The organism is Acinetobacter lwoffii, assembly GCF_024129115.1.
Taxonomy (GTDB): domain Bacteria; phylum Pseudomonadota; class Gammaproteobacteria; order Pseudomonadales; family Moraxellaceae; genus Acinetobacter; species Acinetobacter lwoffii_T.
In genome coordinates this window covers 13,162-39,501 of record NZ_JAMXXO010000009.1, presented here as the reverse complement: position 1 = coordinate 39,501, position 26,340 = coordinate 13,162, and the positions used below count along the sequence as shown (strand labels likewise).

At 40.3% G+C, this 26,340-nt stretch carries 26 protein-coding genes; 12 read left to right on the top strand and 14 right to left on the bottom strand.

The features are described from left to right. Positions 1-177: 177 nt before the first annotated feature. Complete coding sequence (locus tag NI470_RS08675; protein ID WP_253148187.1) at positions 178-1,344, top strand: MFS transporter; 1,167 nt, start codon at positions 178-180, stop codon at positions 1,342-1,344. A gap of 16 nt (positions 1,345-1,360) precedes the next feature. On the opposite strand, the gene NI470_RS08670 is transcribed toward NI470_RS08675, so the two are convergent. Together NI470_RS08670 and NI470_RS08665 are read right to left on the bottom strand one after the other, a co-directional pair. Beyond that, positions 1,361-2,851, bottom strand: a complete 1,491-nt coding sequence (locus NI470_RS08670) for an amidase (protein ID WP_253148188.1) — start codon at positions 2,849-2,851, stop codon at positions 1,361-1,363. Positions 2,852-2,897: 46 nt separating this feature from the next. Continuing rightward, positions 2,898-4,328, bottom strand: a complete 1,431-nt coding sequence (locus NI470_RS08665; RefSeq protein ID WP_253148189.1) for a sensor domain-containing diguanylate cyclase — start codon at positions 4,326-4,328, stop codon at positions 2,898-2,900. 314 nt (positions 4,329-4,642) lie between these two features. Here NI470_RS08665 and NI470_RS08660 point away from each other — a divergent pair, with 314 nt between their 5' ends. Then, a complete protein-coding gene (locus tag NI470_RS08660) occupies positions 4,643-5,086 on the top strand; it encodes a hypothetical protein (RefSeq protein WP_005100815.1) in 444 nt (147 codons plus the stop codon). 53 nt (positions 5,087-5,139) lie between these two features. Here the strand turns inward: NI470_RS08660 and accC are convergent, their stop codons facing one another. The 3 genes from accC to aroQ are packed head-to-tail and all read right to left on the bottom strand — an operon-like array spanning position 5,140 to position 7,411. Beyond that, a complete protein-coding gene (gene accC, locus NI470_RS08655; protein WP_216986006.1) occupies positions 5,140-6,504 on the bottom strand; it encodes an acetyl-CoA carboxylase biotin carboxylase subunit in 1,365 nt (454 codons plus the stop codon). An 18-nt stretch (positions 6,505-6,522) separates the two neighbouring features. Continuing rightward, positions 6,523-6,939 carry an acetyl-CoA carboxylase biotin carboxyl carrier protein gene (accB, locus tag NI470_RS08650; RefSeq protein WP_005107117.1) on the bottom strand — a complete coding sequence of 139 codons (417 nt, stop codon included), beginning with the start codon at positions 6,937-6,939 and terminating at the stop codon, positions 6,523-6,525. 16 nt (positions 6,940-6,955) lie between these two features. After that, positions 6,956-7,411 (bottom strand): type II 3-dehydroquinate dehydratase, encoded by a 456-nt coding sequence (gene aroQ, locus NI470_RS08645; protein WP_005246503.1) that lies wholly within the window; start codon positions 7,409-7,411, stop codon positions 6,956-6,958. Positions 7,412-8,371: 960 nt separating this feature from the next. Here aroQ and ybaK point away from each other — a divergent pair. The 3 genes from ybaK to NI470_RS08630 all read left to right on the top strand — a co-directional run bounded on the left by ybaK (position 8,372) and on the right by NI470_RS08630 (position 10,839). After that, positions 8,372-8,839, top strand: coding sequence for a Cys-tRNA(Pro) deacylase (ybaK, locus tag NI470_RS08640; RefSeq protein WP_253147119.1), 468 nt, complete (start codon positions 8,372-8,374; stop codon positions 8,837-8,839). A 194-nt stretch (positions 8,840-9,033) separates the two neighbouring features. Beyond that, positions 9,034-10,287 carry a YncE family protein gene (locus NI470_RS08635; RefSeq protein WP_253148190.1) on the top strand — a complete coding sequence of 418 codons (1,254 nt, stop codon included), beginning with the start codon at positions 9,034-9,036 and terminating at the stop codon, positions 10,285-10,287. Between the two features lie 69 nt (positions 10,288-10,356). Then, positions 10,357-10,839, top strand: a complete 483-nt coding sequence (locus NI470_RS08630; protein ID WP_253148191.1) for a hypothetical protein — start codon at positions 10,357-10,359, stop codon at positions 10,837-10,839. A gap of 115 nt (positions 10,840-10,954) precedes the next feature. Here the strand turns inward: NI470_RS08630 and NI470_RS08625 are convergent, their stop codons facing one another. From NI470_RS08625 to tusD, 4 genes are read right to left on the bottom strand one after another with little or no spacing between them, the layout of a single operon-like run. After that, positions 10,955-11,266: a TusE/DsrC/DsvC family sulfur relay protein gene (locus NI470_RS08625; RefSeq protein ID WP_004280207.1), complete on the bottom strand. Its 312-nt coding sequence runs from the start codon at positions 11,264-11,266 to the stop codon at positions 10,955-10,957. A gap of 14 nt (positions 11,267-11,280) precedes the next feature. Continuing rightward, positions 11,281-11,565, bottom strand: a complete 285-nt coding sequence (locus NI470_RS08620) for a DsrH/TusB family sulfur metabolism protein (RefSeq protein ID WP_004646886.1) — start codon at positions 11,563-11,565, stop codon at positions 11,281-11,283. 17 nt (positions 11,566-11,582) lie between these two features. Continuing rightward, positions 11,583-11,933 (bottom strand): hypothetical protein, encoded by a 351-nt coding sequence (locus tag NI470_RS08615; RefSeq protein WP_004280210.1) that lies wholly within the window; start codon positions 11,931-11,933, stop codon positions 11,583-11,585. 44 nt (positions 11,934-11,977) lie between these two features. Next, on the bottom strand, positions 11,978-12,346 hold the full coding sequence (gene tusD, locus NI470_RS08610) for a sulfurtransferase complex subunit TusD (protein WP_004280211.1): 369 nt from the start codon (positions 12,344-12,346) through the stop codon (positions 11,978-11,980). 70 nt (positions 12,347-12,416) lie between these two features. On the opposite strand from tusD, the gene NI470_RS08605 reads away from it, so the two are divergent. The 7 genes from NI470_RS08605 (at position 12,417) to NI470_RS08575 (ending at position 19,081) form a co-directional block, all read left to right on the top strand. Beyond that, entirely contained in the window at positions 12,417-13,427 is a 1,011-nt protein-coding gene (locus tag NI470_RS08605) for an NAD-dependent epimerase/dehydratase family protein (protein ID WP_180038673.1), read from the top strand. 138 nt (positions 13,428-13,565) lie between these two features. Next, positions 13,566-14,960, top strand: coding sequence for a class II fumarate hydratase (gene fumC / locus NI470_RS08600; RefSeq protein WP_253148192.1), 1,395 nt, complete (start codon positions 13,566-13,568; stop codon positions 14,958-14,960). Positions 14,961-15,087: 127 nt separating this feature from the next. After that, positions 15,088-15,579, top strand: coding sequence for a hypothetical protein (locus tag NI470_RS08595; protein WP_004280216.1), 492 nt, complete (start codon positions 15,088-15,090; stop codon positions 15,577-15,579). 432 nt (positions 15,580-16,011) lie between these two features. Then, positions 16,012-16,614 carry a nitroreductase family protein gene (locus NI470_RS08590; protein ID WP_253148193.1) on the top strand — a complete coding sequence of 201 codons (603 nt, stop codon included), beginning with the start codon at positions 16,012-16,014 and terminating at the stop codon, positions 16,612-16,614. Between the two features lie 129 nt (positions 16,615-16,743). Beyond that, complete coding sequence (locus NI470_RS08585) at positions 16,744-17,106, top strand: immunity protein Imm33 domain-containing protein (RefSeq protein ID WP_071851342.1); 363 nt, start codon at positions 16,744-16,746, stop codon at positions 17,104-17,106. Continuing rightward, entirely contained in the window at positions 17,107-17,475 is a 369-nt protein-coding gene (locus NI470_RS08580) for a hypothetical protein (RefSeq protein ID WP_253148194.1), read from the top strand. A gap of 844 nt (positions 17,476-18,319) precedes the next feature. Continuing rightward, on the top strand, positions 18,320-19,081 hold the full coding sequence (locus tag NI470_RS08575) for an alpha/beta fold hydrolase (protein ID WP_253148195.1): 762 nt from the start codon (positions 18,320-18,322) through the stop codon (positions 19,079-19,081). Between the two features lie 15 nt (positions 19,082-19,096). Here the strand turns inward: NI470_RS08575 and NI470_RS08570 are convergent, their stop codons facing one another. From NI470_RS08570 to tssH, 5 genes are all read right to left on the bottom strand, one after another. After that, positions 19,097-20,038 (bottom strand): M15 family metallopeptidase, encoded by a 942-nt coding sequence (locus tag NI470_RS08570; RefSeq protein ID WP_253148196.1) that lies wholly within the window; start codon positions 20,036-20,038, stop codon positions 19,097-19,099. A 127-nt stretch (positions 20,039-20,165) separates the two neighbouring features. After that, positions 20,166-20,978 (bottom strand): type IVB secretion system protein IcmH/DotU, encoded by an 813-nt coding sequence (gene icmH, locus NI470_RS08565; protein WP_005107023.1) that lies wholly within the window; start codon positions 20,976-20,978, stop codon positions 20,166-20,168. Between the two features lie 8 nt (positions 20,979-20,986). Next, positions 20,987-22,351, bottom strand: a complete 1,365-nt coding sequence (gene tssK / locus NI470_RS08560; protein ID WP_005107022.1) for a type VI secretion system baseplate subunit TssK — start codon at positions 22,349-22,351, stop codon at positions 20,987-20,989. Positions 22,352-22,359: 8 nt separating this feature from the next. Further along, positions 22,360-23,463 carry a type VI secretion system protein TssA gene (gene tssA / locus NI470_RS08555; protein ID WP_180087328.1) on the bottom strand — a complete coding sequence of 368 codons (1,104 nt, stop codon included), beginning with the start codon at positions 23,461-23,463 and terminating at the stop codon, positions 22,360-22,362. A 51-nt stretch (positions 23,464-23,514) separates the two neighbouring features. Continuing rightward, positions 23,515-26,181, bottom strand: coding sequence for a type VI secretion system ATPase TssH (gene tssH / locus NI470_RS08550; RefSeq protein WP_253148197.1), 2,667 nt, complete (start codon positions 26,179-26,181; stop codon positions 23,515-23,517). Between the last annotated feature and the right edge of the window lie 159 nt (positions 26,182-26,340).

The window sequence follows — 26,340 nt, the reverse complement described above, 5'->3', positions numbered from 1 at the left end:
TACTTTAATTTAACTCAACACAGAGTTTTTTACTTTAGCAAAATTTATCCATAAACTTATGAAAATTTATTTTTAGACTAATGCGAGATGCTCGTAGCAAAATCAAGAGTCGTCGAATACAGTGCTATAGAAATTTATTGAGTTTAAAATTTTGAAAATATTAGGATATATAAATCAATGCCAGTTCTAGCAATCCAGCATAGACTCAGTGGATTTTACTTTTTTTACTATGCGATTGTTGGGGCGTTCATGCCTTTTTGGAGTCTGTATCTTGAAGATCAAGGCTTCAATTATCAGGAAATCGGCATTTTATCTTCTATTGCAATCGTCACCCGCTTCTTTGCTCCCTTAATTTGGGGCTGGATTGCAGACAAATCCGGTAAACGCATGCTGCTGGTGCGTATTGCCACCTGGATGGAAGCCTGTATCTGGTTCATGATTTTTATCATTCCCAATAGCTTTCAATCTGTAGCTTTATTGATGCTGATTTTCAGTTTCTTTCAGAATGCTATTCTGGCTCAGTTTGAAGGCGTGACTTTATTCTGGCTCGGGGAAAAAAGAGCAGAACTCTATGGCAAAGTACGAAAATGGGGATCTGTCGGTTTTATTATTGGTGTATTCGGCTTAGGCGCCGTCTTTGAAATTATGAGCATCAGTATGTTGCCCGTCTTGTTGCTGTGTATTTCATTTCTGGCCTTTCTCTGGTCATTTACCATTAAAGAGCCCACGACAGCACCTACCGCACAGAAACAGCTCGAACCCTTATGGCCGATATTCAAACGCCCAGTCGTCTATAGCTTTTTCCTGATTGAATTGATTCTGCTCTTTTCACACGCGCCATTCTATAGTTTTTATAGCAATTATCTCAGTCAGTCGGGATTTAGCACCAGCCAGATTGGGCTGCTCTGGTCAGTCGGGGTCATTGCGGAAATCATCATGTTTGCCTATGCGACGTTCTTTCTGACACGCTGGTCATGGCGCCATCTGGTCACGTTATGCTTATTGATGACCGGATTAAGATGGTTCATCGTCGGGGTCTTTCCTGCTTCATTCATGGCACAGTTTTTTGCTCAAACGATTCACGCTTTAAGTTTTGGTTTATTTCATATGATTGGGATGCGAGTGATTTTCCAGAATTTTTCTGCAGGGCAGCAAGGACGTGGACAAGCGCTATATAGCACGATGTGGGGCGTTGGCGTGGCGAGTGGCAGTATTCTGGCTGGGCATTATTGGGATCAAGTCGGCGGCACATCTATTTTTATCGCTGCTGCAGTATCGACTTTGCTTGGCTTGTTACTGATTTTCGGATTGCCAAATAAAGTCGAACTGCAAAAACATGCTTGAAAATATCATCTCAACATTAAATACGGATTTTGGCGTATTGCCCAAACCACGGTTGTGCCTGCTCCAATTGGGCTGCCAGTTGTAGTAGCAGATCTTCACGGGCAAACGGCGCAATAAACTGTGAACCGAGCGGCAGGTTTTGTTCATTCCAGTACAGCGGTACAGACATCGCCGGGAGTCCGGTAATATTGGCCAACTGGGTAAAAGGCACCCATTTCAGATTTTCTTTCACAATCTGGTCGACCAGTTTACCTTGCGCCAGTAAATGCGCTTTATTCAGTTTCAATAAAGCTTTAAGAATCGGTTTCTGCCAGTTTGGTGTTTTGACCTCACCATTTTTTGGCGCCACTGTCGCCGTGGCAGGAGTCAGATACAGATCATAATCATCAAAGAAATGATTCATCTGGGTTACATATTGACCCCAGTTATTCAGGTTCTGGATATAATCAATCGCGCTGGTTTTGGCCCCAAAAGCTGCCAGTGCTAAAGAGTCCAATTCAAAATCATTTGTTTTAGACGGATAGCCTTTCTGGATTTCATCCAGCATAAATGAAAATTGGCTAAACCAGGTGGTAATAAAATCCTTGGCCAGTTGCATTCCATCAATGGCTGGGCGGTCTTCGACCACCTCATGGCCCAAAGATTCTAGCAATTTGGCTGTTTTTTCAATGGCTTTAATGGCATCCTGGGAAACAGGTGTGCCAATCGTAGAATAAGTGCTAAACGCAATTTTCAGTTTTTTTGGCGGTTGCTGAATCACATCCAGATAATGATGCTGAGGACGTTGAATCTTAAACAGTGAACTGTGATCTTCACCATGAGTGGCGTCTAGCATCGCCGCACTGTCACGTACCGTTTTGGTCAGTACATGCTGAATCGCGGCGCCATGCATGGCTTCGCTCATTTGTGGTCCCCAAGGCGTGCGGCCACGACTCGGTTTCAGGCCAAACAGGCCGCAATAGGAAGCGGGGATACGTATCGAGCCGCCACCATCACCAGCACCCGCAATTGGTACAATTCCGGCAGCCACGGCAGAGGCTGATCCACCTGATGAGCCGCCACTATTATGCTGTAAATTCCACGGATTTTTACAGCTGCCCCAGGCATCAGGTTCAGTAATACCTTTAATCCCAAATTCAGGGGTATTGGTACGTCCAAAAGTCACAATCCCGGCTTTTTCCCAGCGATTGACAATCTCGGCATTGGTCTCGGCGATATAACCAATCCGTTTTAAGCCCTGACAACCATAAGAAGTTGGATAACCGGCATATTCCTGAAACAGGTCTTTAACCAGAAAAGGCACACCGGCAAAAGGTCCGGACAGATTTTGCTGGCTCCGTTTCAATGCATGCTCATGCATCGGAATAATAATTGCATTCAGCTCGGGATTGGCAATTGAGCTACGCTCTAGTGCAGCAGATAAAAGTTCACTTGAATGTACTTGTTTATTGGCGACCAGATCAGCCAGTCCTAAACCGTCATATTGCAGATATTCTTCAAATTTCATTGCCATTCCCTAGTGTTGCTGCTTCAAGGTTGTAGATCATTTAGGCTCAAGATGCAAGCGCCACCTGATTTCGCCCACGATGTTTGGCCTGATACAAAGCTTGATCTGCAATATTGATCAGGTTTTGCAGGTCTTGGGCCTGGGGTTCATTTTGATGGGTGATACCTACACTCACTGTAATATACAGGGGCGAGCCATTTGATTGATGCATCGGGGTTTTTTCCACGAGATCACGAATCCGTTCTGCAATGAGCCGCGCTTCTGAGGGTTCGGTATTCCAGAGTAGCAGTACAAATTCTTCTCCACCAATCCGTGCAAAAAGATCTTGAGCACGTAAATTGTTACGTACAATCTGCGCAAAGTGTTGCAGGACTTTATCACCGACATGATGGCCAAAATCATCGTTCAGACGTTTGAAATGATCAATATCCAGCATGATGACCGAAAATTCCATTCTGTTGGCATATTGCAGTAAATATTCACCTTTCTGAAAGAAAAAATGACGGTTCATGGTGCGGGTCAGACTGTCATGATTGGCCAGATAGAGAACCCGTTTAAACAGCTCATTGCGGTTTTGACTAATAATACAAAGAATAAGCGGCGATAAGGCCAGCATAAACAGCCCGATCCGGAGCGAAATATAAATCGTAGAATCTGCCAAGGTGTCATGCGTTGTGGCATAAAACCGCGTCAGGCTGTAATAGGTCAGGATAATCACAAAAGCGTTGATCATGGTCATGGTAAACAGGCGATAGGTCAACGCAGCCCAGATCAGTGCAGCCAGAGGGTAGAGCATTGCACCCGGGCCTGCAAAAATATTGGTAATGATGACACAGGCCACGACTGAAGATGCAGGTAAAAAATAGCTGAAGTAATTACGTTTTTGACGACGGTTTTTAAATAAGTATTGCATGTCTTTTATTCTTGGGAATGCCAAGATTAAAGGAAGAAACACAATATAATTCACCATTTCACCGGTCCACCACAGACCAAAATCAATCCATAAATTTTCTTTGGTCATGAATGAATTGGGTAGATTGGGCAAGGTGATGACTGCAAAAGCCGCACTGGCCAGGCAGCCTGCAAAAGCGAAGATGCCAAATAAATGAACGAAGGTATAACCGGTATTATAGTATTTGTAATTAATCTTGAAATATCGAATAAAAAATATCGAGACAATAGTACTGATCAGATTAGACAGGGTAAGAAACAGGCTTTGTAATAGGCTGTTCCCGGTGACCAGATCTGCAAACATAAAAGCACTGAATGCACCGAGCCAACCTCCCATATTATTTAAATGTGGAAAGCGTAAGAACAGGGCTAACAAGGCAGCATTGGCCGGCCACAATAAGGCCAGGTACTCAATCGGTCTGGTTGCGATCCCAATAAAACAACAGACTAAAACAGCGAAAACAATGACAAAATAAGCATAGGTTTCATGATTTAATTGTTGTTCTGTTATTCGAGCTAATTGCAAATTTAAAATCCTATTCAAATTTTTAAGTGTGAATGATCACTTTGTTCAGCAACTAAGTTTGACCCAAAATATAATTTTATTGTTTGATTAATCTGTTATTAATACGAACTATTAAGATTCTTATATACGAAATATATACAAAAAAAGTCAGAAAGGAAATCCATCTTTTTAAACAATGTGATAAATAATTTCTGACTCTGTATTGAAATTGCGTTAGAGCGGGACACGATCCCAAAAAATATGATAATTTAGAATCAATTGTTAACAAGATGCCGGTAAATATGAAAAAAATATGTCTTAGCCTTATCTTACTCATGAGCTCACCTTGGCTAATGGCGACAGAAAATAAAAAACCAGCAAATGCTCCTGCTAAAGCTGCTGAAATCCCAAATACATTTACTGTGAAAACCCGTCCGGAAATTGTCGGATTGTGGGGAATGGAAATCCCGAATAATAAAAAATGTATCGAATATTATAATTTTAAAGGCAATAATAATGTGGTGATTAAAAGTGGCGACGAGTGGACGTCAGGGCTGTATGACTATCAGCCGGCACAGGATCCTTCGCAGCAGATTCCAGCGCTGATTCTGCAAGTAAAATACGACAATAATGAAAAAGACTGTTCAGGCAATCAAGTGGATCAGTCTGGTGAAATTTCGCAGTATTTTGTGAAATGGCAGAACCCTTATACGATTAACTTCTGCGCCAATGAAAAAGCTGAGCAATGTTTTGCTGTGCTCAGACGCGTATTGCCTTAAATTGCAAACAATAAAAAACCGCTGAATGACAGCGGTTTTTTATGAGCTTTGATTTAAGCTTTGTCTTCAGCACCTTCAAGCTGCTTTAACAAATGCTTTTCTAGGTAATGAATATCCATTGCCTGTTTGCAGAAGTTTTTATCCTGAAGGATTAAATCTTTATGCAAAGGAATATTGGTTTTAACGCCAGTCAAAATCATTTCTTCCAAAGCATTTCTCATTCGAGAAATAGACGTCTCACGATCCTTACCATGCGAAATCAGTTTGGCAATCATCGAATCATAATACGGTGGAATGCTGTAGCCTGGATAAACATGCGAATCTAAACGGATACCTGCGCCGCCTGGTGCATAGAAGTTGTCAATCTTGCCTGGTGAAGGCAGGAAGGTCGATGGATCTTCTGCGTTAATACGGCATTCAATCGCATGTCCTAAAACTTTGACGTCTTCTTGCTGAATATCGAGACCTAAGCCGCCAGCAATACGCAATTGCTGTTCGATAATATCGATACCCGTTACCATTTCAGTTACCGGATGTTCAACCTGAACACGCGTATTCATTTCAATGAAGAAGAACTCATCATCTTCAAACAGGAATTCGAATGTACCTGCACCACGGTATTGCATCAATTTACACGCATTGACACAGGCTTCTAGAATATCAGCACGTGCTTGCTCTGGTAAGTTCGGTGCTGGTGCTTCTTCCAGTACTTTTTGATGGCGACGCTGTAGCGAACAGTCACGATCATACAGATGAATCGCATGGCCATTACCATCAGCCAGTACTTGCACTTCGACGTGACGTGGCTTTTGCAGGAAACGTTCCATATAGACCGTATCATCACCAAACCACATTTCCGCATCACGCTGTGCAGCCTGAACAGATTCAAGCAGGGTATCGACATTTTCTACGATACGCATACCACGACCACCACCGCCAGAAGCAGCTTTTACAATCAGTGGAAAACCGATCTCTTTGGCTTCAGCGAGTGCATTGTGAATCGTTACGGCATGGTCGCAGCCTGGTACTGTTGGTACACCAGCTTTTTTCATGGCAATAATGGCAGAAACCTTGTTCCCCATTAAACGGATATGTTCCGGACGTGGACCAATAAAGATAAAACCAGAATTTTCCACGATTTCTGCAAATTCTGCATTTTCAGCGAGGAATCCATAACCAGGATGGATTGCATCTGCGCCGGTAATTTCAGCAGCTGTAATAATCGCAGGAATATTCAGGTAGCTGTCACTGCTCGCACCAGGGCCGATACATACTGCTTCATCACAGAAACGTAAATGCATCAGGTCCTTGTCTGCGTCAGAATAGACACCTACAGTTTTGATCCCTAAAGTTCTGCAAGCACGGGTGATGCGTAACGCAATTTCACCACGGTTTGCAATTAAAACTTTTTGCAACATTATAAATCCCCGGGGTGATTAAGCGCGGTAGCGGAAAAGTGGTTGACCGAATTGAATCACTTCACCATTTTTCACCAGAATTTCTTCAATCACACCGCTTTGAGTTGCTTCTATCGGGTTCATGATTTTCATTGCTTCGATAATACCGAGCGTATCGCCTGCAGAAACGGTCTGGCCAACTTTAACAAATGTCGGTTCACCCGGGCTTGGTGCTGCATAGAACACGCCGACCATTGGTGAAGTTTCAACAGCACCGCGAGGAGATTTTGCTGCTGGCGCTTCGGCTGCTGGTGCAGGCATCGCAGGAACAGCTGCTGCAACCACTGGATTACGACGAGTTAATGCAATCGATTGATCGCCTTCTTTAACTTCGATCGCCTGTAAGTCAGATTCAATCATCAAGTCGATGAGTTTCTTGATTTTACGGATATCCATGAGACAGTATTCCTAATTAAGATTGTGTAGAAGGTTGTATTTTTTCAATGATATAGTCGAGGGCAGCAGCATAGCCTTTTGCACCTAGACCACAGATCACGCCGATGGCTTTATCGGACAAGTATGAATGATGTCGGAATGCCTCACGTGCATGCACATTAGACAGATGGACTTCAATGAAAGGAATGGCAACGCCAAGGAGGGCATCGCGAACAGCAACAGAGGTATGGGTCAATGCTGCTGGATTAATAATGATATATTGAATGCCGTCTTGCTGGGCTTGATGAATTCGGTCAACAATGGCACCTTCCCAGTTGCTCTGGAAAGTATCGAGTTGTAAGGTAGCTTGTTGAGCCTGAGCAATCAGCTGCTGGTTAATATCGTCAAGACTAAGGTGACCATAAACTTCCGGTTCGCGCTTCCCAAGCAAGTTTAAATTCGGTCCATGAATAACCAAAATGGTCGAACTCATCCAGCATGCTCCAATTAAAAAGTATCAGGGTTTGTTTGCAAGATGTCTGCAAACTCTGCTTATTATTGCATGATTTTCTACATTACTATTTATAATTTCTTTGAATTAACGTAGAAAGCATATAGCAAACAGTGGCGCTATAATGAAAACTTTGCAGAGATTTGGCAATGTTAAAAAATTACAATTCGCTGGGTATTCAGATTATTTTCATTCTAAACCCAATTGGCAAAAACAGTTAATATCCTTTATGTAACTGTATCTTCATGTTAACGCTAAATTCTTCCTTTTAGTGATATTTTTAGTTTTGAGCAAGAGTTGTCTGGCTGATTTTACCGCAATGTTCGACTTCTAGAGCATAGAAAACTCTTTACATTCTGATTTTAGAGTTGTGCTGATTATCCTCTTTATATATAAGCTATCGACCGATTCTCAAAACGTGATGAAAATTTAAAAATATAAGATAAGACAATATGTTAATGATGTTTTCTCTTATTTTACTTGGATTTTTCTAGGTCTGTTTTTCCAATAGATTGGAATTAGTTACATCACTTTCAATTCAAGTATTCATGACAGACACTGCACAAGAATGTACTTCATCTTCCAGATATAAAGGTTGAATCTCAGCAGGTTTAAGATAAAACGCTCGACCTATATGCTTCATGTGTATAGATGGGCGAAGTGACGAATGTGTTCATCTTCAAGTCTTCTATATAGTGAAGCCATTAATTGCCTAACGCTTAGATAGTGGCAAAAACGCATACATTTGTTGCAATTTTGCGCACCATCATCTTTTCAAGAAAAGTTTAAAAGTATTGAAGAGCGTAATGATTGAACTAAATAGGCCTGATTGAAGCGGAATACGAGCTTAAAGTAAAATTTGCTCTATAGTTGCCTCATCTAAATTAACTTCTTGAGCTAATCTTTATATAATCATGCGATCCATCTCAAACAAGACTTTCTATGACCCCTGCATGCAAACTATTAAAAGCCAATAAAATCGAATACAGCATTCATGAATATGAACATGATGCCAATGCCAAAAGTTTCGGGCTAGAAGCTGCTGAAAAATTAGGGCTTTCGGTGGAAGAAGTCTTTAAAACTTTATTAGTCACGGATGATAAACAGTATTTTGTTGCTATATTGCCGGTACATCATCAACTCAATCTGAAAAAAGTAGCCCAGGCCGTAGGATGCAAAAAACTCCAGATGGCAGATCCTAAACATGCAGAACGCTTGACCGGCTATCTGGTTGGCGGAATCAGTCCCATTGGTCAAAAGAAACGATTAAAAACGGTGATTGATGCCACCGCAGAACAGTTGGATAAGATCTATGTCAGTGGCGGTAAAAGAGGCTTGGATATTGGATTAAAGCCGGCTGATCTTGCCAAAGTGCTCAATGCACAGTTTGTCGATATGCTGGATACATAAGATCGAAGCACGATGATCACCTAAATTTATAGAACCTGAAGTGATAGATTTAAAATAGCTGCATATTTTTTTGGTCGGAAATAACAGTAAATCATTTTATACGTTTGTATATTAGATAAGTTAAAACACAGCCGGACTGTGTACACAACAAGGAATGAAAACAAAAATATAAATTATTATGCAGAGCATAATGGATGAAAATTCAAAATAAAAAATGGCCACGGTTCTGTCTGACATTATCTGCGATGGCGATGCTATCTGCGTTGCCAAGTGTACAGGCCGCTTCTGCGCCTTCAGCTGTACCTGCCAATTCACAGCAGGTTTTCTTTGTCGGAAATAATTGGGATGGCACGGTAACCGTGATTCGTCCATCGGGTGATTTTGGCAAAATTGGCGTCATTAACATGATTCCTGATCGTAAAGAGCGCCTTAAAGAAATTCACCTGAATCCAATCAAACTGATTGCTTATACTTATATCCAGACCACAGCCGGTGAAGGCAATGACCAACTGGTAGATGATATCTACTCGACACCAGACGGGCAGTCAGTCGTTGCATCACGCCCAAGTTTCGCCGATGTGGTATCGATTAATATCAAAACCGGCAAGATTAACTGGCGGACGCCTGTAGAAGGCTTCCGTGCCGACCATATGGCGGTATCACCAGATGGGCAGCGGGTCGCCGTATCTGCATCTTCAGGAAATGTGGTGCATGTATTGGATATCCATACCGGTAAAGAGTTGGGCCGTTTCAGCACTGGCGACAAACCGCATGAAAACATTTACTTCGATGGAGGCAACAAGATTCTGAACTCTGCTATCGGCAATGTGGAAACATCGATGGATGCACAGTGGCAAGATTTTACTAAAGGTAAGCGTTTTATCACTATCGCAGATGCCAATACGCATCAGGTGGTAAGAAAAATCGATTTCAGACCTGCACTGGATGCATTTGGCCGCAAAGATTTATCCAATTCAGTGAGACCGATGGTATTTAGTAAGGATGAAACCAAACTGTATGCCCAGGTTTCATTTTTTAATGGTCTGATTGAATATGATCTGAATCAGAACAAGATTAGCCGGATCGGACAACTCTCTGGCAGTGACAGTATTCCGAAAGACCGGACAAAATGGGTCAATGATTCGCGTCATCATGGCCTATCAATCAGTGCTGATGGTGAAAAGCTCTGTGTCGCTGGTACCATGGATAACTACGCTACGATTGTAGATCGCAAGACGCTGACTGCCGGGAAACTGATTTCTGCAGGTAAACCTTATTGGGCAACACGAAGCCCGGATGGTCGTAGCTGTGTGATTTTAGAAAGTGAAACCGATGTGGTCACAGTGATTGATTTTGCCACAGGCAATAAAGTGCTGAGTGTGCCTGTAGGAAATCATCCACAACGCGTCCGGATTGGATATGCACCAGCAGACTGGTCAACGCCGTAGTCAATCGTCGATGAGCGAAAAAGACAGCTTTTTAATAAAGGCTGTCTTTCTTGAGCTGAGGACATAAAAATGAATGATAAAACAATCCTGTTTTATGTAATGATCGGATTGCTCTTGTTCGGGACTTTAGTGGGTATTGGCTATCAGGTACGACAAGAAATCTATCGGACGAATTTTACTGATCAGACCCATTCTGATCCGGTCCTGCCAGCTGAAAAATCGGCAAGCTATATATCTGTTAATTCTCCTGAGAATAGTCAAGCTACGAAGAAGGAACAGAACGATACGGTTGCAAAGCAAAGCGAATTATCAAAGCAACAAGAACAATTATATCTCGCCTTTACTCAGATCATTAATGCTTTAAGTGAGGGGCAACAACCCGATCCTCAACAAGTCAGTTTGTTGATCACTCAGCAGCAAAGGCTGGTAGAGGCCCAACTGGTGAGTAAGGCCGAAGCGAAAGCACAAATTGAGTTTCTGATTAAAGTTCTGCCTGAAATGGATCATGAATTGCATCGGGCGTTGCGAGTATTAGAACAAACTCGAACTTGACGAATTAGATCCAGCTGTATCTTTCATTATTCTCAGTCTGAAAATTGCTCTCATAAAAAAAAGCCCAAAAAATGATCTGGGCCTTTAAATACACACTATAGAAAGCTAAGTATCTTTATAAACAATTTGCAGGCTTGGGTACACCAGCCAAACGGCTTAAGTGACGGGCCACCAGACCAGTATTAAACTTTTCTTGAAGCATGGCATTATTGATATCGGCACTGACAGTTTTCATTAAAAATTTAATCAGTGGTCGTGTTGCTGGTGAATGACCAAACTGCTGATAGAACTGACGTACCGCTTGCAGAATTTCAAAATGCCAAGGAGTTAAGCTCAGTTCCAGACTATCGGCCAGCACTTGAGCGACTTCTTCATTCCAGATGGTATAGTCAACCAGATGGCCATCTTGATCCAATTCTAAATTCATATCTAACTCATTTATTATTTCATTGAAATGCAGCGATTAAACTCGAGGCAAAGATCTGCAAAATCCGCATAATTCAAAAGCTTTATCTGATCAGGCAAAGGCTGTACTAATAACTCCGCATCATTTTTCAGTATGTGAATTTTCGGCAAGCTTTGAAGAAATGAATGCTCTAGCAGCAAAACCGCTTCACCCATCAGCACGACCTGATCACCCATTGTATAAGTTTGAGCCAGTTGCTCTAGGATCTGCGCTGTTGCCGAATAGCTGGATTGGATCAGATAAAGTGTGTGATTTGACATTTTTATATCCTTGTTCCTTACCAATACATCACATGATCAAAGCTTTGAATAAATTCAGAATTAAGCTCAATAAATTCGATTTCTTGTTCGCTCTGTGCCACAAATGAGGAATGCTGGTTTTTTTTCTCAATCAGAATCGGAGTGAGATCATAAAACTCGAAACTGTCGACCATATTTGATGCCAGTTTGAATGCATGATGCACCTGGTCAAATTGCAGGTCTGAATGCAGCAAACTGAGGGCAGCACTTTGTAGCAGGACTTTAACTTCTGCGCCAAAAGTTGCCAGGACCATCGTAGCCGATAGGCTTTCATGCACCTGCAAACTGGTCAGATTGGCTTGGGTTAATATAACAAGTACAGATTTCACACAAGATTCCTTGGAAAAGCAACACATTCTAAAAAATGAAACATCTAGAATTGAATGAGACGTTGTGAGGACTGAACAGCATCGGCAAGTTCACCTAAACCGACCAATTCAAAGGCATCTGCCAGATTATGCTGCTGAATATTGTGACGTCGAGCATTGTCCAGATCTGTAATTCCACGTGCCAATGCTGCACTTACACAGACCGGGAGGCGAATCTGTAGCGCTTGCCATGCATGTGTAAGATGACGTTGATCGTCGGGTACCCATTGCAGTGCATTTGCGACCGATACGCCGTCCTGATAGAAGAATACACGGAATGCTTCCTGTTTATCTTGCAAGGCCTGAGCCAAACCCAGGGCATGCCAGGCATAAATGGAAGTCGGTGCGGAGGTAACAAGAATTAAGGTGCTCATCGAAATTCACTACAGGCTTGATCAATAGCAACAGATTGATCTTGGCTTCATCAGAAAGTAGGTAGTATAAATGATTTTAGTGACGGGTGGATTAGGCTTTTTAGGCTCACATATTGCTTTAAGTCTGTTAGCACAAGGACTAGAGGTCATTGTGGTCGATAATTTGGCCAATGCTAACTTACAGACTCTGGAGCGCCTCGAATTTATTTCTGGTATGTATGTACCTTTTATCAAAATTGATATTCGCAATACGCCAGCATTAAACAAAGTCTTTGAGCAGCATTCGATTCAGGCTGTGGTGCATACCGCAAGTTTTAAATCACTGGAAGAATCAGTATTAAAACCACTTGAATATTATAATGATAATGTTAGCTGTATTATGAGTCTCATGCGTGCCATGCAGCGTACCGGCGTGCGTCATCTGGTACATTTATCCAGTCTGGCGGTATATGGACAATCTGGTGCAGACTTAAGCGAAGATCTGCCTTTTAACTTCACTTATCCGAATCCCTATATCAAATCGCAACAAATGGTTGAGGAAATTATCCGGGATACTGCCAAAACTGATAATGAATGGCGGATTGCGATCCTACGTCTGTCCAATATCGCCGGCGCCTTTGAACACGGTGTGCTGGGGGAAGCGGTGCCACCTTTACCGAAAAATATTTTGCCTTTGGCGATGCAGGTCGCTGCACAGCAACGTGAATATCTGGAATTACGCCGTCAGGCCCATACTGCGGATGGCACAGTAGAACGCAGTTTTCTGCATGTCGCAGACTGTTGTGATGCCGTGATCAAGTCCTTGCAATGGCTATCACAACAGCAGGAATTAAAATGTGAAGCCTTTAATATTGCCGGTGAATTGATTTCCATACAGGATTTGCTAGATCAACTGGCTGAAGTGACTCAGTCTGCAATCAAAACCATGGATGCTCTGCCATACCCACATGCGGAAATGGATCAATTGGGGGCGAACATTGGAAAAGCGCGAAATATCCTACATTGGCAACCTCAGCGATCACTCAGAAAGATGCTTGAGGATGAATGGTTGTTTTATCAGAATATGCTCAGAGGGCAGTAAGTAAGAGAACTTAGCTTGTATTTGATAATAATTATCATTTACATTGATACTGTAATCGATTACTTTAAATAAATAGATTAAATCATTGATATAGAAATTCCTAAGATCCGTAACAGGCAAGAAGAATTGAGGTTGAACATGCAAACACGTATTGAACATGACACGATGGGAGAAGTGGCTGTACCGAGCGAGGCTTTATGGGGCGCTCAGACTCAGCGTAGCTTGCAAAATTTCAAAATTGGAAATGAGCGTTTGCCACGGCCAATGATTCGTGCCATGGGACTCGTCAAAAAAGCTGCGGCCTTAACCAATGCCGAGCTGAACCAGATTTCCCAAGAACTGTCACGCTACATTGTAGATGCGGCAGATGAAGTCATCAGCGGGAAATGGGACAGTCAATTTCCACTGGTGGTCTGGCAAACCGGTTCAGGTACGCAAAGCAATATGAACTGTAATGAGGTGATTGCCAATATTGCCAACCAGAAACTGGGCAATCATTTAGGGGCACAAAAACCGGTTCATCCGAATGATCATGTCAATCGTGCCCAATCTACCAATGATTCATTTCCGACTGCGATTCATGTGGCTGCGAGTTTGCAGATCAATGAACTGTTAATTCCGGCAGTCACACGCTTGCGCGATACTTTATATGCCAAATCTCAGGATTTTGCCGATATTGTAAAAATTGGCCGGACTCATCTACAAGATGCTACGCCTTTAACCTTGGGGCAGGAATTCAGCGGTTATGTCTCTCAGCTGGATCATGGGCTTCTTCGTCTAGAACAGGCCTTAATTGGTTTATATGAATTGCCATTAGGCGGGACAGCGGTCGGTACTGGTCTGAATGCTCATCCCGATTATGCCGTTCAGTCTGCTAAAACACTAGGACAGTTAACAAGCTTACCATTTGTAACTGCGCCAAACAAGTTTGAGGCTCTGGCAGGCCGTGATGCTGCGGTATTCGCGTCTGGTGCATTAAAGACTTTAGCGGTTAGCTTAAATAAGATTGCCAATGATATTCGCTGGCTGGCCAGCGGGCCTCGTTGTGGTTTTGGTGAATTGCGTATTCCTGAAAATGAACCGGGTTCTAGCATCATGCCGGGTAAGGTGAATCCGACGCAAAGTGAAGCGATGACCATGGTCGTCGCACAAGTTCTCGGCAATGACACCACCATTAACGTGGCAGGTGCATCAGGTAACTTTGAACTGAATGTATTTATGCCGGTCATTGCCTATAACCTGCTGCAATCTATCCAGCTTTTAGGCGATGCGTGTAACAGTTTTAATGATCATTGCGCCGTCGGTATTGAGCCGAATCATGAAAAAATTGAACATTTCCTGCATGATTCTTTAATGCTGGTCACAGCATTGAATCCGGTGATTGGTTATGAGAATGCAGCCAAGGTTGCCAAAACAGCCTATAAGGAAGGAAAAACCTTAAAACAGGTGGCTGTTGAACTGGGTTTAGTCACCGCTGAAAAGTTTGATGAAGTGGTGCGTCCTGAACAGATGGTCTCACCGAATGCCAAATAAGGGCTGCAGCGCTTTTATTTTTCAATCTTTCCGCCTGTTTTATCATGGAATAGTCAGCAGTGGTTTTTATCTTAGGCAGAGTTGCGTACAATAGTGCTAGATGAGATTAACCACTGATGATTGTTTTATGCTTGATATTTATTTAACAGATGTTCAAAGAAAGGTGCAATTCAAGGATTATCCAGGTGAGCATCCTGTTAAATTTATTCTGAATTTCAAAAAGATTTTTCCGAGTGTCATGGAACTTCTTTTACCTGTACTCCCGGATAATGAAAATCTGGAAGAAATGTCTTGGGAATCGACCAGCGATGATTTTGAGACCTTCCAGATGTTTTTAACTGGATGGGGCATTATTGAACTACGTTTAAAAGCGATTACACAGTTTAAAGATAAAGCATTTGCGGATCGTCTGGTTAAACAAGCCCAACAGAAACGCAAAGACTATCAAAAGCAGCAGACTAAACTGACTACAGTTGAACTGGACTATCTGTTTATGCACGAGATGCATGCCTTGATTGATGCAGAACTGGTTGAACTCGGTGAGAAATTCTATTTACCGATTTTACGTGAGCTGTGGAAGACTAAAGTATCTGCTCAGGTGTTGAACGCAAAGTTTTAAACCCTGTTTTTAATTTTGATTTATAAAATTAATCCTCCAATTTTGGGGGATTATTTTTTATCTGCAATATGAGATTTATTTCATGATGTACTATCTCTTGAAATAGCCTAAGTAATATTAAATGTGGTCATTAAACTGCTTTTTTCTTAAAATTTTGATCAATAATAGCGCATGTTGAACCATGGTTTAACGTCAGGCTCTATCATAGGGCAATAGTTTTAACGATTGTTCAAAAAATAGATGAAAATAATCATTTTTAGCTAAAAAATATATAAAAATATCAATTAAATAGCCTAGTAATTGAGTCCATTATTTTTTAAGGTATATAGGCTTTATCTCACGTTAAAGCAAAAGCTCCATTGATTAGCCATCCTTCATAAAAATAACTGAAGGTTCAAATTTTCCCGAAGATATATCCCAGGATTTTCAAAAATGTCGAATCAGTTTTTAGATTTAATTACTAAACGCCGTACTATTTATGCCATTGCCAAGAATGTTGAACAATCTCCTGAACATCTAACTGATTTGATTCAGACTGCAATTAAGCAGAGCCCATCTTCTTTCAATTCTCAGTCTTCACGCGCCGTCATTTTATTCAATTCGGAACATGAAAAGTTCTGGGGCTTCGTCGCAGATAAATTAAAAAGCTATGCCAAAGATGAAGAAAGCGCTGCAAAAACCACAGCAAAAATGGCAAGTTTTGCGGAAGGGCTAGGCACTGTTTTATTTTTTGAAGATCACACAGTCGTAGAAGGTTTACAGGAACAATTCCCATCTTATGCTGATAACTTCCCAATTTGGGCAGAGCATTCGACTGCGATCGCACAATTTGCAACCTGGACAGCATTGCATACAGAAGGGTTGGGCGCATCATTGCAGCACTACAATCCGATCGTGGATGAACAGGTACATGCGGAATGGGATATTCCATCGAACTGGAAACTTCGTGCACAGTTGGTGTTTGGTTCGATAGAAGGCGAGCCGCGCGCTAAAGATTATTTGGCGGATGAAGAGCGCTTTAAAGTCTTCCAATAAGTTGAGATCCATATCTGCGCTTAACATGGTTTAAGGGCAGATATTTTTTAGATCTCGATGAAATCCCAATCAGCTTCATTAAAAGTAAGTTAAAATAGCGCGCTAATGAAAATTGATGAGTAAGACCGAATGTCGAAAAACACGCAAAACCTGTCACCTTTACAAGAACTGATCGCAGAGCAAAAGCTACTTTGTGAAGAAGTAGGCTCGGCTTATGTTGAAGTCACAGGTGATGATGTTGTTGCTGTGGCCGTACATACCTTAAAGCAGGATCCAATTGTCGGCATCCGTAAAAAGCCTGAAACGGCTGAAAATATCAGCTGGTACATTTATGGTGGAGAGCCTTCAAGTGAAGAGGCTTTTGAAACCATGACAGTACGTGAATTACAGGACATCGCACCAGAAGTTTTACCGTATCTGGCTCTGGAAACAGGTTTTCGTTTCATGATCGATGCCGATGATTATGAAGATGTCTGGAAAGAAGAAATCTAAATGCTAAAAAAATCATCTTTCATTTGTGCTGGATTATTATTTGGACTGAATAGCATGGTCTTCGCAGAGCCGCTTTCACAAAGTGCCTATGATGAGTTTATTTCAGCACAGACTAAAATAGTGAATGAAACCAAGCATATTTTAGATGAAGATGATCAAAAGGCAGATGTCCAAACTCAACGCCAGGCTTTCTGTAATCGATTGAAAGCCTATCAGGATATTCAAAAGGTGTCCGAAGAAAATAGTAGTCTGAAGATGGCGCCTACGATGTCTATGATTGCCAGAAATTTTCTTGAGCGGCAGGATCAAAGTTTGACTAAATCTGGAATGACGGCGAGCGTATTTTGTAAAAATAGGGAAGTAGAATAAGTTATAAACTACTTTTTTATCTTGAAAGTTTTTCGCAGTGGAATAAAAATAAAGTATCTAAGTCTATTTCACAATCAAATTTTATAGATATTAAAACCTGAAAGACCATCTCCCGAATATCATTTAATAAAGAAAATGTTAAGTTAATTTAAATTTATCTTGGTGTGGATATCTCATATCCCGCGGATATATCCACTGTATTTCATATATTGATAAGAATAAATGAATAATCTGGGTTTTATAATTTTCTAAAAATATCTTATTTATGTGATGTAATTTCTTGATCAGGACAATTTAAGTAGGATAGCACGCTTATATTGAAGCATCCTAAGATACTAAAATAGCCTAGGCAGGACATAGGTTTAACAACTTTCTCAAGAAAAGGAGAGGACGGAATTGATAATACTGATGTTTACTGTCTGTAACTCATTTGGACTTAAGACGTATTATTCTAAACAGAATCAAGTCGATTAATAAGATACTTATGAATGGTCGATCTTTAATAAAGTATGAGCAGTGAATATTAAGGAAGATTGTTTAACTTACCTCAGTATATTTTAATAAAATGAATTATTTTTAAGAAAAAGTCCAACCTAAAATGGTTTACTTGGTATTAAATCCCAGTTTTAAGGTTTTCATTAATTTTATATAGTCAGATATCCATCCAGATCTTAAATCGTAATTTTAAATACTTATAAATCGATTATAAATTATTTAGCCTAAGCAAAATATATTCCCCTAAAATAGCCTAAGCGAAATTTTATATTTAAAAATTTCGCAATTGATTAATTCCCAATATAAACCCACTATAAACATTTAAATAAAGAAATCACGGAATTCTCAAATGATCCTAAATTATCAACTTCAACACCACGAAACGTCGGTACTATCTCCAATGGTCTTTATTCATGGTTTATTCGGTAGTTTAAGTAATTTAGGGATACTAGCTCGATATTTTTCTGAGCAAAGAACAGTGCTTCAAATTGATGTACGCAATCATGGTCTTTCTGCTCATAGTTCAGACTTAAATTATCAGCTTATGGCTGAAGATGTCCTAGAAACTTTATCGAGTTTAAATATTCAAAAGTTCATAGTAGTAGGGCATTCCATGGGTGGAAAAATTGCTATGAAAATAGCGGAATTAGCCCGTGTAAAAACTGAAAAGTTGGTCGTTCTGGATATTACACCAATCCAATATCATGAGAGTCATCATACTGAGATTTTTAAAGCTTTGTTTGCAGTGCAACAAGCAAATGTTGCTTCACGACTTGAGGCAGCAAAAATTATGCGTGAATACATTCATGAAGAAATGGTAATTCAGTTTTTATTAAAATCCTTTAATAAAGGGCAGTGGCTCTTTAATGTTCAGGCTTTATTTGATCATTATCCAGATGTTATGGATTGGGAAAAGGTCGAAAAAATTAATCTGCCAGCTTTATTCCTGCGTGGTGGAAATTCTTTTTATATCTCTAAACCGGAACACTTTACAGCAATTGATGAGCAATTTTGTCAGGCAAAAATTGAATGCATTGAAAATACAGGACATTGGCTGCATGGTGAAAAGCCAGATGAAGTGATCCAGCACATGAGAGCCTTTTTGAATTGATTTACGATTTCACACTCAAGGCTGAAATGTTTGAGTCTGTAATTGTCCTTCATGAATGAGTTGATGAGCCATTTCAGCTGTTTTCTTTAAACCGGGCATACGATATTCAGTATGCCCAAAATCTTTAATGGATTTCCAGCGACCGCCCCAGGTTAAACCCACCGATTCTGCAATCTGGCCATACAGTTCATAACCACGCATGCCCCATGGATCACGTTCACTAATCACTACCTTACCATTTCGCTTAAAGGCAATATCTGCAGCCAGCCCAAACTGATGATAACTTTGAAAGCCTTTGGCCTTGGTAATATTGCTGTTGGTCGCCAAAGAGTTTTGCCTTTCCGGACTTCGATAACCTTCGAGTAAAACCAGCTCATAACCATGCTGTTCGCGCATAATTTTAAAAACCATCAGTAAGCGCTGTTTAAATCGCGGATTCATCTTATGCCATTTACGGTCTGCTGTGCTGATATTTGGATTTATATGAATGTCTTCAATATTCAGATTAAGGCTTTGCGCTGAAATTACAGAATGATTTGCTAAAACTTCTTCTTGTAAGGCTTCAATAATAAGCTGTTCATCGACTTCAGTTGGAGCTGTTAATATTTGCCCATCTAATAATGCATAAATCTGTGGATCAACTTTCCTTAAAAATTCAGCTTCAAACTTACTTGCAGTAAGTGGTTGCGTAAAAGCGAATATTAAAATACTGCCAAATAAGCTAAATCCTGCAATCAAAATCCACCATTGCTGCAAATACCACTCAGACTGAATATGCTCAGGCGATGCCGCCCGATGAAATTTCTGAACAAACTGTTTTGCTTGAGAAAATTGTTGTTTGCTTTGTGAAATCAAATCAAGAAAAAAATCCTGTATTCTTAATCGAAACTCGTAAGACAGCAAGGCTAACATAGCTAAGCTTAATAGAATAAAGCTGCTCAATATAATCAAAATCATCAGTTGAATGATTGATCTAATAATAATTCAAAAATTTTTTTTTATTCATCGATATAAATTTTCCAACGGCGTCATTTTTTAAGTCTTTATTTTTATAAGTGTTCATCATATTTATTTGAAAATTGAGTTAGGGTAAATGAATCGTAATATAGGCTTGTTCAGCAGGCGCGCTAATCAAATTTTGATATTGAGAAAAAACAGCAGCTTGTTCTGTTGACAAGGCATATTTAAAAACCACAAAGCTGATCACGGCAAATAATAATAAAAATATCAGAATCCAGAAAAATGGTAATTCACGATGGATAATATGTCGGATTTGATCTGGAATTGCTGAAAAAGGAGAAAAAGCAACTTTTTTACCCTTGAGATAATCAATCTGATCTCCGATACGAGCAATCAGACTATTTAAATGCTCAATAGATTCAATTCGATATTTTCCATGGAAGCCCAATAAAAGGCAATAATGATATACCTCTAATACTGCCAGACGTTGCTTATCTTTATGGCGTATTTCTTCCAGATATTCAAAGAAGCGATAACCTGCAAGTTGTGAACCAAAAAGGCTTAACTGCAAGGGACTGATCATCCATGAATTTTGCAGATCAAAAAATCGCTCATCCTGTTGGGTGACAATTGTTTCATCTATTAAAGCGCAATAGGCATATTTTGCATCTTGAATATCCTCAGCTGAAAATTGCATCTGGCGTGCCTGATGTTCAAAACTTTTCAACATCTCCAGAATTTTTTCACGGAAAGACTCTATATTTACAGGGACATAGTGATTTTTTAACAGGAAAACAATATAGAAGCCGTCATGCAGTAAATCTACCAGACTATTCGTAGAGGTAGGGTAGGTTTCTACAGGTTGCATGGCTGTATAATCTACTCCGATTTGATCGCCATCAAAGAGTGAAAGAGGAGTGTTAGAGATTGTATTCATTAATATTTTTATCCATTCATGACAGCAATAAGTTCAATCGCGATATCCTGAAAGCCATTCGGGATATAAACACAAATCGATTCTGAATCCAGCATGCGCTGATACAGTTCATTATTGGGTTCAATCTCAAAATAATGAACGCCGGAACGTACCGGAATTGCAGTAGGCACCTGCATGAGATGCTGAACGGGTACAGCCGGTAAAGCTGCAACCACGCGTTGTTCTACATCTATAGTACTACCAATTTTAAAACGGATCGGAACATAGGCAATCAAGTCATGTGCAGGCATAACACTACTTGATACAGCAAGATATAACCGCGTATTGTGACTGATCTTATCGGTCTCCAGACTGCCAAACCAATAGGATGGGCGAGTTTCTTTTAAGCTGATACTGATATATCGATTCGAAATAATTGTATCGAGTAAATCTCTGAGAATAATATCCAGCTGATTGAAGCTGTCGTATAGATGATGATGCTGATACTGCGGCAATTGATCAATGTCATAGGCTGTTGAAAAGGTAAGTAGGGAACCACTGAGTCTTAAAAGTTCCGCATATAGCCGTTCCGGATGAATTTGTGGATACTGCAAAATATGATTTAAGGTTGCATAAGCAGTATTTAAGGCATTCACCAGCCAGAAAGAGACAATATCCCCAGAACGAAATTCAATCAGTTTCTGTTCGTTTTCACGGTTATTGGATTGAATCGTTTTAATCTTGGCCCGAATGATATTCAAAGTTCGCTTTAAATTGTCTAGCAGATATTCACAGGCCTGAATATGTAAAATTGGAGGAATGAATTTATGATCAAAAATAAAATTTCCAGAACTTTGTCGTTTGATTTGAGCAACCGGAAGATATAAATAACCATCCAGAGGCTGCTGAGGTTCTTGGCCAACTTCAAAAAGTTTAAATTCTGCCCGACGGCGTAACAGGGTGATCTCTGCAGTAGTGGCATCGGTGAATAAATCATGGGTCGAGATTAAATGTGAGTGATAACGACTAGATTGAGTGTTTTCGACATGACTTACATTTTGCTTGTTCGGCTGTAGCATTGGCAAAGCCAAATAAATTTGCATTTCACCACGCAGGTTTAAGGTATCCAGTTGTACAGGTTCTGGTAATAAATCCTGTGCAGGCGCCTGATAAATTTCACCATCTTGCCAGATCATTTCAATTTTACTTAATGCCAATATATGCATATTGAATTGAGCTTCATCAAATTGAATGGACTGGATCCCGTGAGCAAAAGGAAATGTCGCCCGAATCATATGACTCAAGCGTTGCTCATGATAGGCATCCTGTAATTGAAAATGTTGCGGTCTTAAAAATAGACCTTCGCCCCACAGTACTTTTTCTGCTTTAAACATTTTAATATTTACCACTCATTCTTGGATTCATCATTGGCATATATACCCAGTAATTCATGTACGTTTTCGATCGGATTCTCGTTCTTGATTACTTGAGCCAGCCATTCATGTAATGGCATCTGACTCCATTTAATCGTCTTTTGCAGCATGTAGCTCACTGGACTATGCGGTTCATGAGATTGAAAATATCGAGCGATGTCTTGTAATAACTGCATGGCCTGTTGACGGTTGGCCAGATGGTTTTGGGCTTGAGGTCGAAATTCTTGTATATTTTCAGGCGAGGTATTCATCACTATTATTTCAGGTATTTTGAGAGTGCCGAATTGCGGTGTATTTATTTGATCCTGAGATATTGAAGAAATATCAGTTTTATAAATGCGCTTAATACTGGAGAAGATCGATTCAAGTTGAGAATCTGTGCTCGCGTAACTCGGTGCATTTAGACCCAGTAAATGATCCAGTGTATTTTTAAGATACAGCCATTGGGTCTGAATCTCGAGAAGAAAACCTTCATTCTGGCTTAAAACTGTTTGAGAAGTTTTCAGCAACGATTGCTCAAAATGCTCCAAATCCTGAACAGTATTATTTTCAGAGTAGTCATCTTGCTGTTGTTTGAGTTTAATATTGCGTTGATGTAAGAATGCCTCATAATCACCTAAATTATAAAAAGGCGCAGAGCTGACCAAAGGCACCTGTTTCATCAGCATTGGCAGTTGCGTAATCAAACCTTGTAATAATCCAAAACGTTGATCAAGATCATCCTCTTCGATTTGAGGATGTAACGTGAACCAGTATCGCTCAAGGCTTTGCTGGGTCAACTCTAATCCTCGAGCAATTCCTTCAAAACCATAGAGATGACTCCAAGCTTCTATAAGCCAGGTATATAGACGGATATCCTTGGTTTTTTCAGTTAATAATTCAATCGTTTTATCATGTACAAGTTGCCAATCGGCCTGTTTCGGTTCCGAGACCCAGTCACCTTGCTCCAATAAAGGATCATCACGAGTTCTGGCCTTGTTAATCACATGAAAATCATTTGAAAATGAATAGTCCACACCGCACGGCTGATCGACTGAAATGTCTTGCAATAAATATTCAAATTCCAGGCTCATCTTTATTCCAATTATTATATTTTATTTGTTTTTATTTTTAGGTTACTTCAACTAGGCAGCATCTGCTTTATTGCTTTTAGAACGTACTTTTTGCGCTATTTTAACTTTCGGATCTACGCTATAAAAAATTTCATCATTCTTAATCTCAATGTGAATCAGTTTAGGAATCTTTCCCTCACTCATGGTTCTCAATATTTCTGTAGCCAAAGCAGGTAATACTGAAGCATTTAAAATATGATCAATATTGCGCGCACCGCTATCTACTTCTGTACATCGGCTGAGTAGAAGTTCGAGCAAGTTCTCACTATAAGTAACCTGCGTGGCATATTGCTGCTGAATACGTTGGGTAATTTTCCCCAGTTTATGCTGAATGATCTGGATCAATAGCTCATCATGTAAAGGATAATAAGGCACAATTTGCATACGCCCTAAAAATGCCGGTTTAAATTGCTGATACAAACTTGGTTTGAACAGTTCAATTAAGCTTTTTGCATCCGGCCAGTTTTCGACGGGTTGATTTACACAAGCCTGCATAATGGCACTGGAGCCAACATTGGAGGCCAACAGGATTGTCGTATTTTTAAAATCAATTAGACGGCCTTCACCATCTTCCAGCACTCCTTTATCAAAGACCTGATAAAATAATTCCTGCACATCAGGATGAGCTTTTTCGATTTCATCTAATAAAACCACGCTATAAGGATTACGGCGTACCGCTTCAGTCAAAATGCCTCCTTGACCATAACCGACATAACCTGGAGGAGCACCTTTTAAGGAAGATACGGTATGAGCTTCCTGATATTCCGACATATTTATCGTGATCAGATGTGATTCTCCTCCATACAATTCTTGAGCCAAGGCTAGGGCAGTTTCAGTTTTCCCCACACCACTTGGGCCAAGCAATAAAAATACACCTTGCGGTTTATTCGGATCATCCAGTTTTGCTTTAGATGTCTTAATACCTTGGACCAGTTGATGCAAAGCAAAGTCCTGACCCATTACACGTTGCGATAATTTATCTTGTAATTTTAATACCTGTCGGATTTCATCATTCATCATTTTACCTACTGGAATTCCGGTCCAGTCAGAAATGATCTGATTAATCATAGGGACTGTTACACGTTCAAACACGAGTGGGTTATCAGCCTGAATCTGAGACAAACATCGCTGTAATACTTTAATTTTATTTTTATTTTCAATTTTTTTGGATTGAATCTGTAATAATTTTATTTCCTGAACCAATTGAAGTTCTTGCTGCCATTGCTGTTCTACCTGAGAAATCTCTTGTTCCAAATTTGAAATATTTTTTGATAATTCAATTAAAAGTGTCTGATGACACGGAAAATTTTGATGCTCCTGATTTAAAATCTCATGTTCTAGCCGAAAATTATGCAGTTGTGCCTGTAACTGTTCTAACTTTGCAGGTTGCGCATTCTGGCTCAAGGCAACCCGTGCCGCGGCTGTATCCAATACACTAATGGCCTTATCCGGTAATTTCCGTCCACTGATATAACGATGTGAATTACGCACCGCAGCAGTAATTGCTTCATCATCAATCTGCAACTGAAAATGCTGAGTCATGAGCGGAATCATGGCGCGCAACATATTAATTGCGACTTCTTCATTAGGTTCTTCTACCTTTATCACCTGAAAACGACGGCTGAGCGCAGCATCTTTTTCAAAATATTGTTTGTACTCCGCCCATGTAGTCGCGGCGATGGTACGCAGTTCTCCTCGTGCCAAAGCTGGTTTTAACAGATTGGCAGCATCATTCTGACCAGCCTGACCACCTGCACCAATCAGCGTATGGGCTTCATCAATAAACAAGATAACAGGATAACTGCAGGACTGAACTTCTCGAATAATTTGCTTCAGGCGATTCTCAAACTCGCCTTTTACACTCGCACCTGCTTGTAATAAGCCCAGATCCAATACATGAAGTTCTACATTTTTGAGTACATCAGGTACTTGATTATTCACAATTTTCAGGGCTAATCCTTCTACCACAGCTGTCTTACCGACTCCCGGGTCGCCGGTGAGTATTGGATTGTTCTGACGACGGCGCATCAGGATATCCAGCATCAAACGGATTTCAAACTCACGACCGATCACCGGGTCGATTTGGCCTTGGCGTGCTTTTTCAGTTAGATTAATAGTGTATTGATCAAGTGCCGATGTTTTATTTAATTTTAGCTGTGCGTTAGGTGAATCTTCTTTTACCTTAGTAAGCTGAGAATAGCTCATATTTTCAATACTTTGCTCACAGAACTCTAAAAATCGGTGCTTCAAATGATCAATTGGAAGCTGCTCAAATAAAGTAGAAGCACGAATTGTCATTTGATATAGATCAGGCGCAGTGAGCAGGGCAACCAGTAGATGTCCGCTGCGGATCATCGGATTTTGCTCTGCTGAAGCCAAAAGCCAGGCATGTTCTAATACACGAATAATGGATTTGGCAAAGATAGGTGTACGAGAATTTCCTTTAGTCATTTGCTGAATACTCTGATTCAGATCATGGGTGAGATCATCTTCGGAAATTTCATATTTTTTGAGCAATAGTTTGAGATCATTCAAGTCTGGTTGCTGTAGCAACTCTAAGAAAAAATGCTCAATTTCGATTTCATAATTTTGCTGTGTGATGCAGAAATTCGCTGCCTTCTCAAGGCATAGGCGTGCATGTTCAGATAATTTTGTAATCAAAATTTTTAAATTACTCATATTTTTCTCTTTGAGAATATACAGCCTGATATTTTTGAAATTTATAGCTATATATTTCTTATTATTAGGTTTATTTTTATTTATTTAAGTTTTTTCTATGAGCAATCAAGATATATTGGCTCAAGATTTTTGGCATATTCTACTCAAGTCTATCCAAAT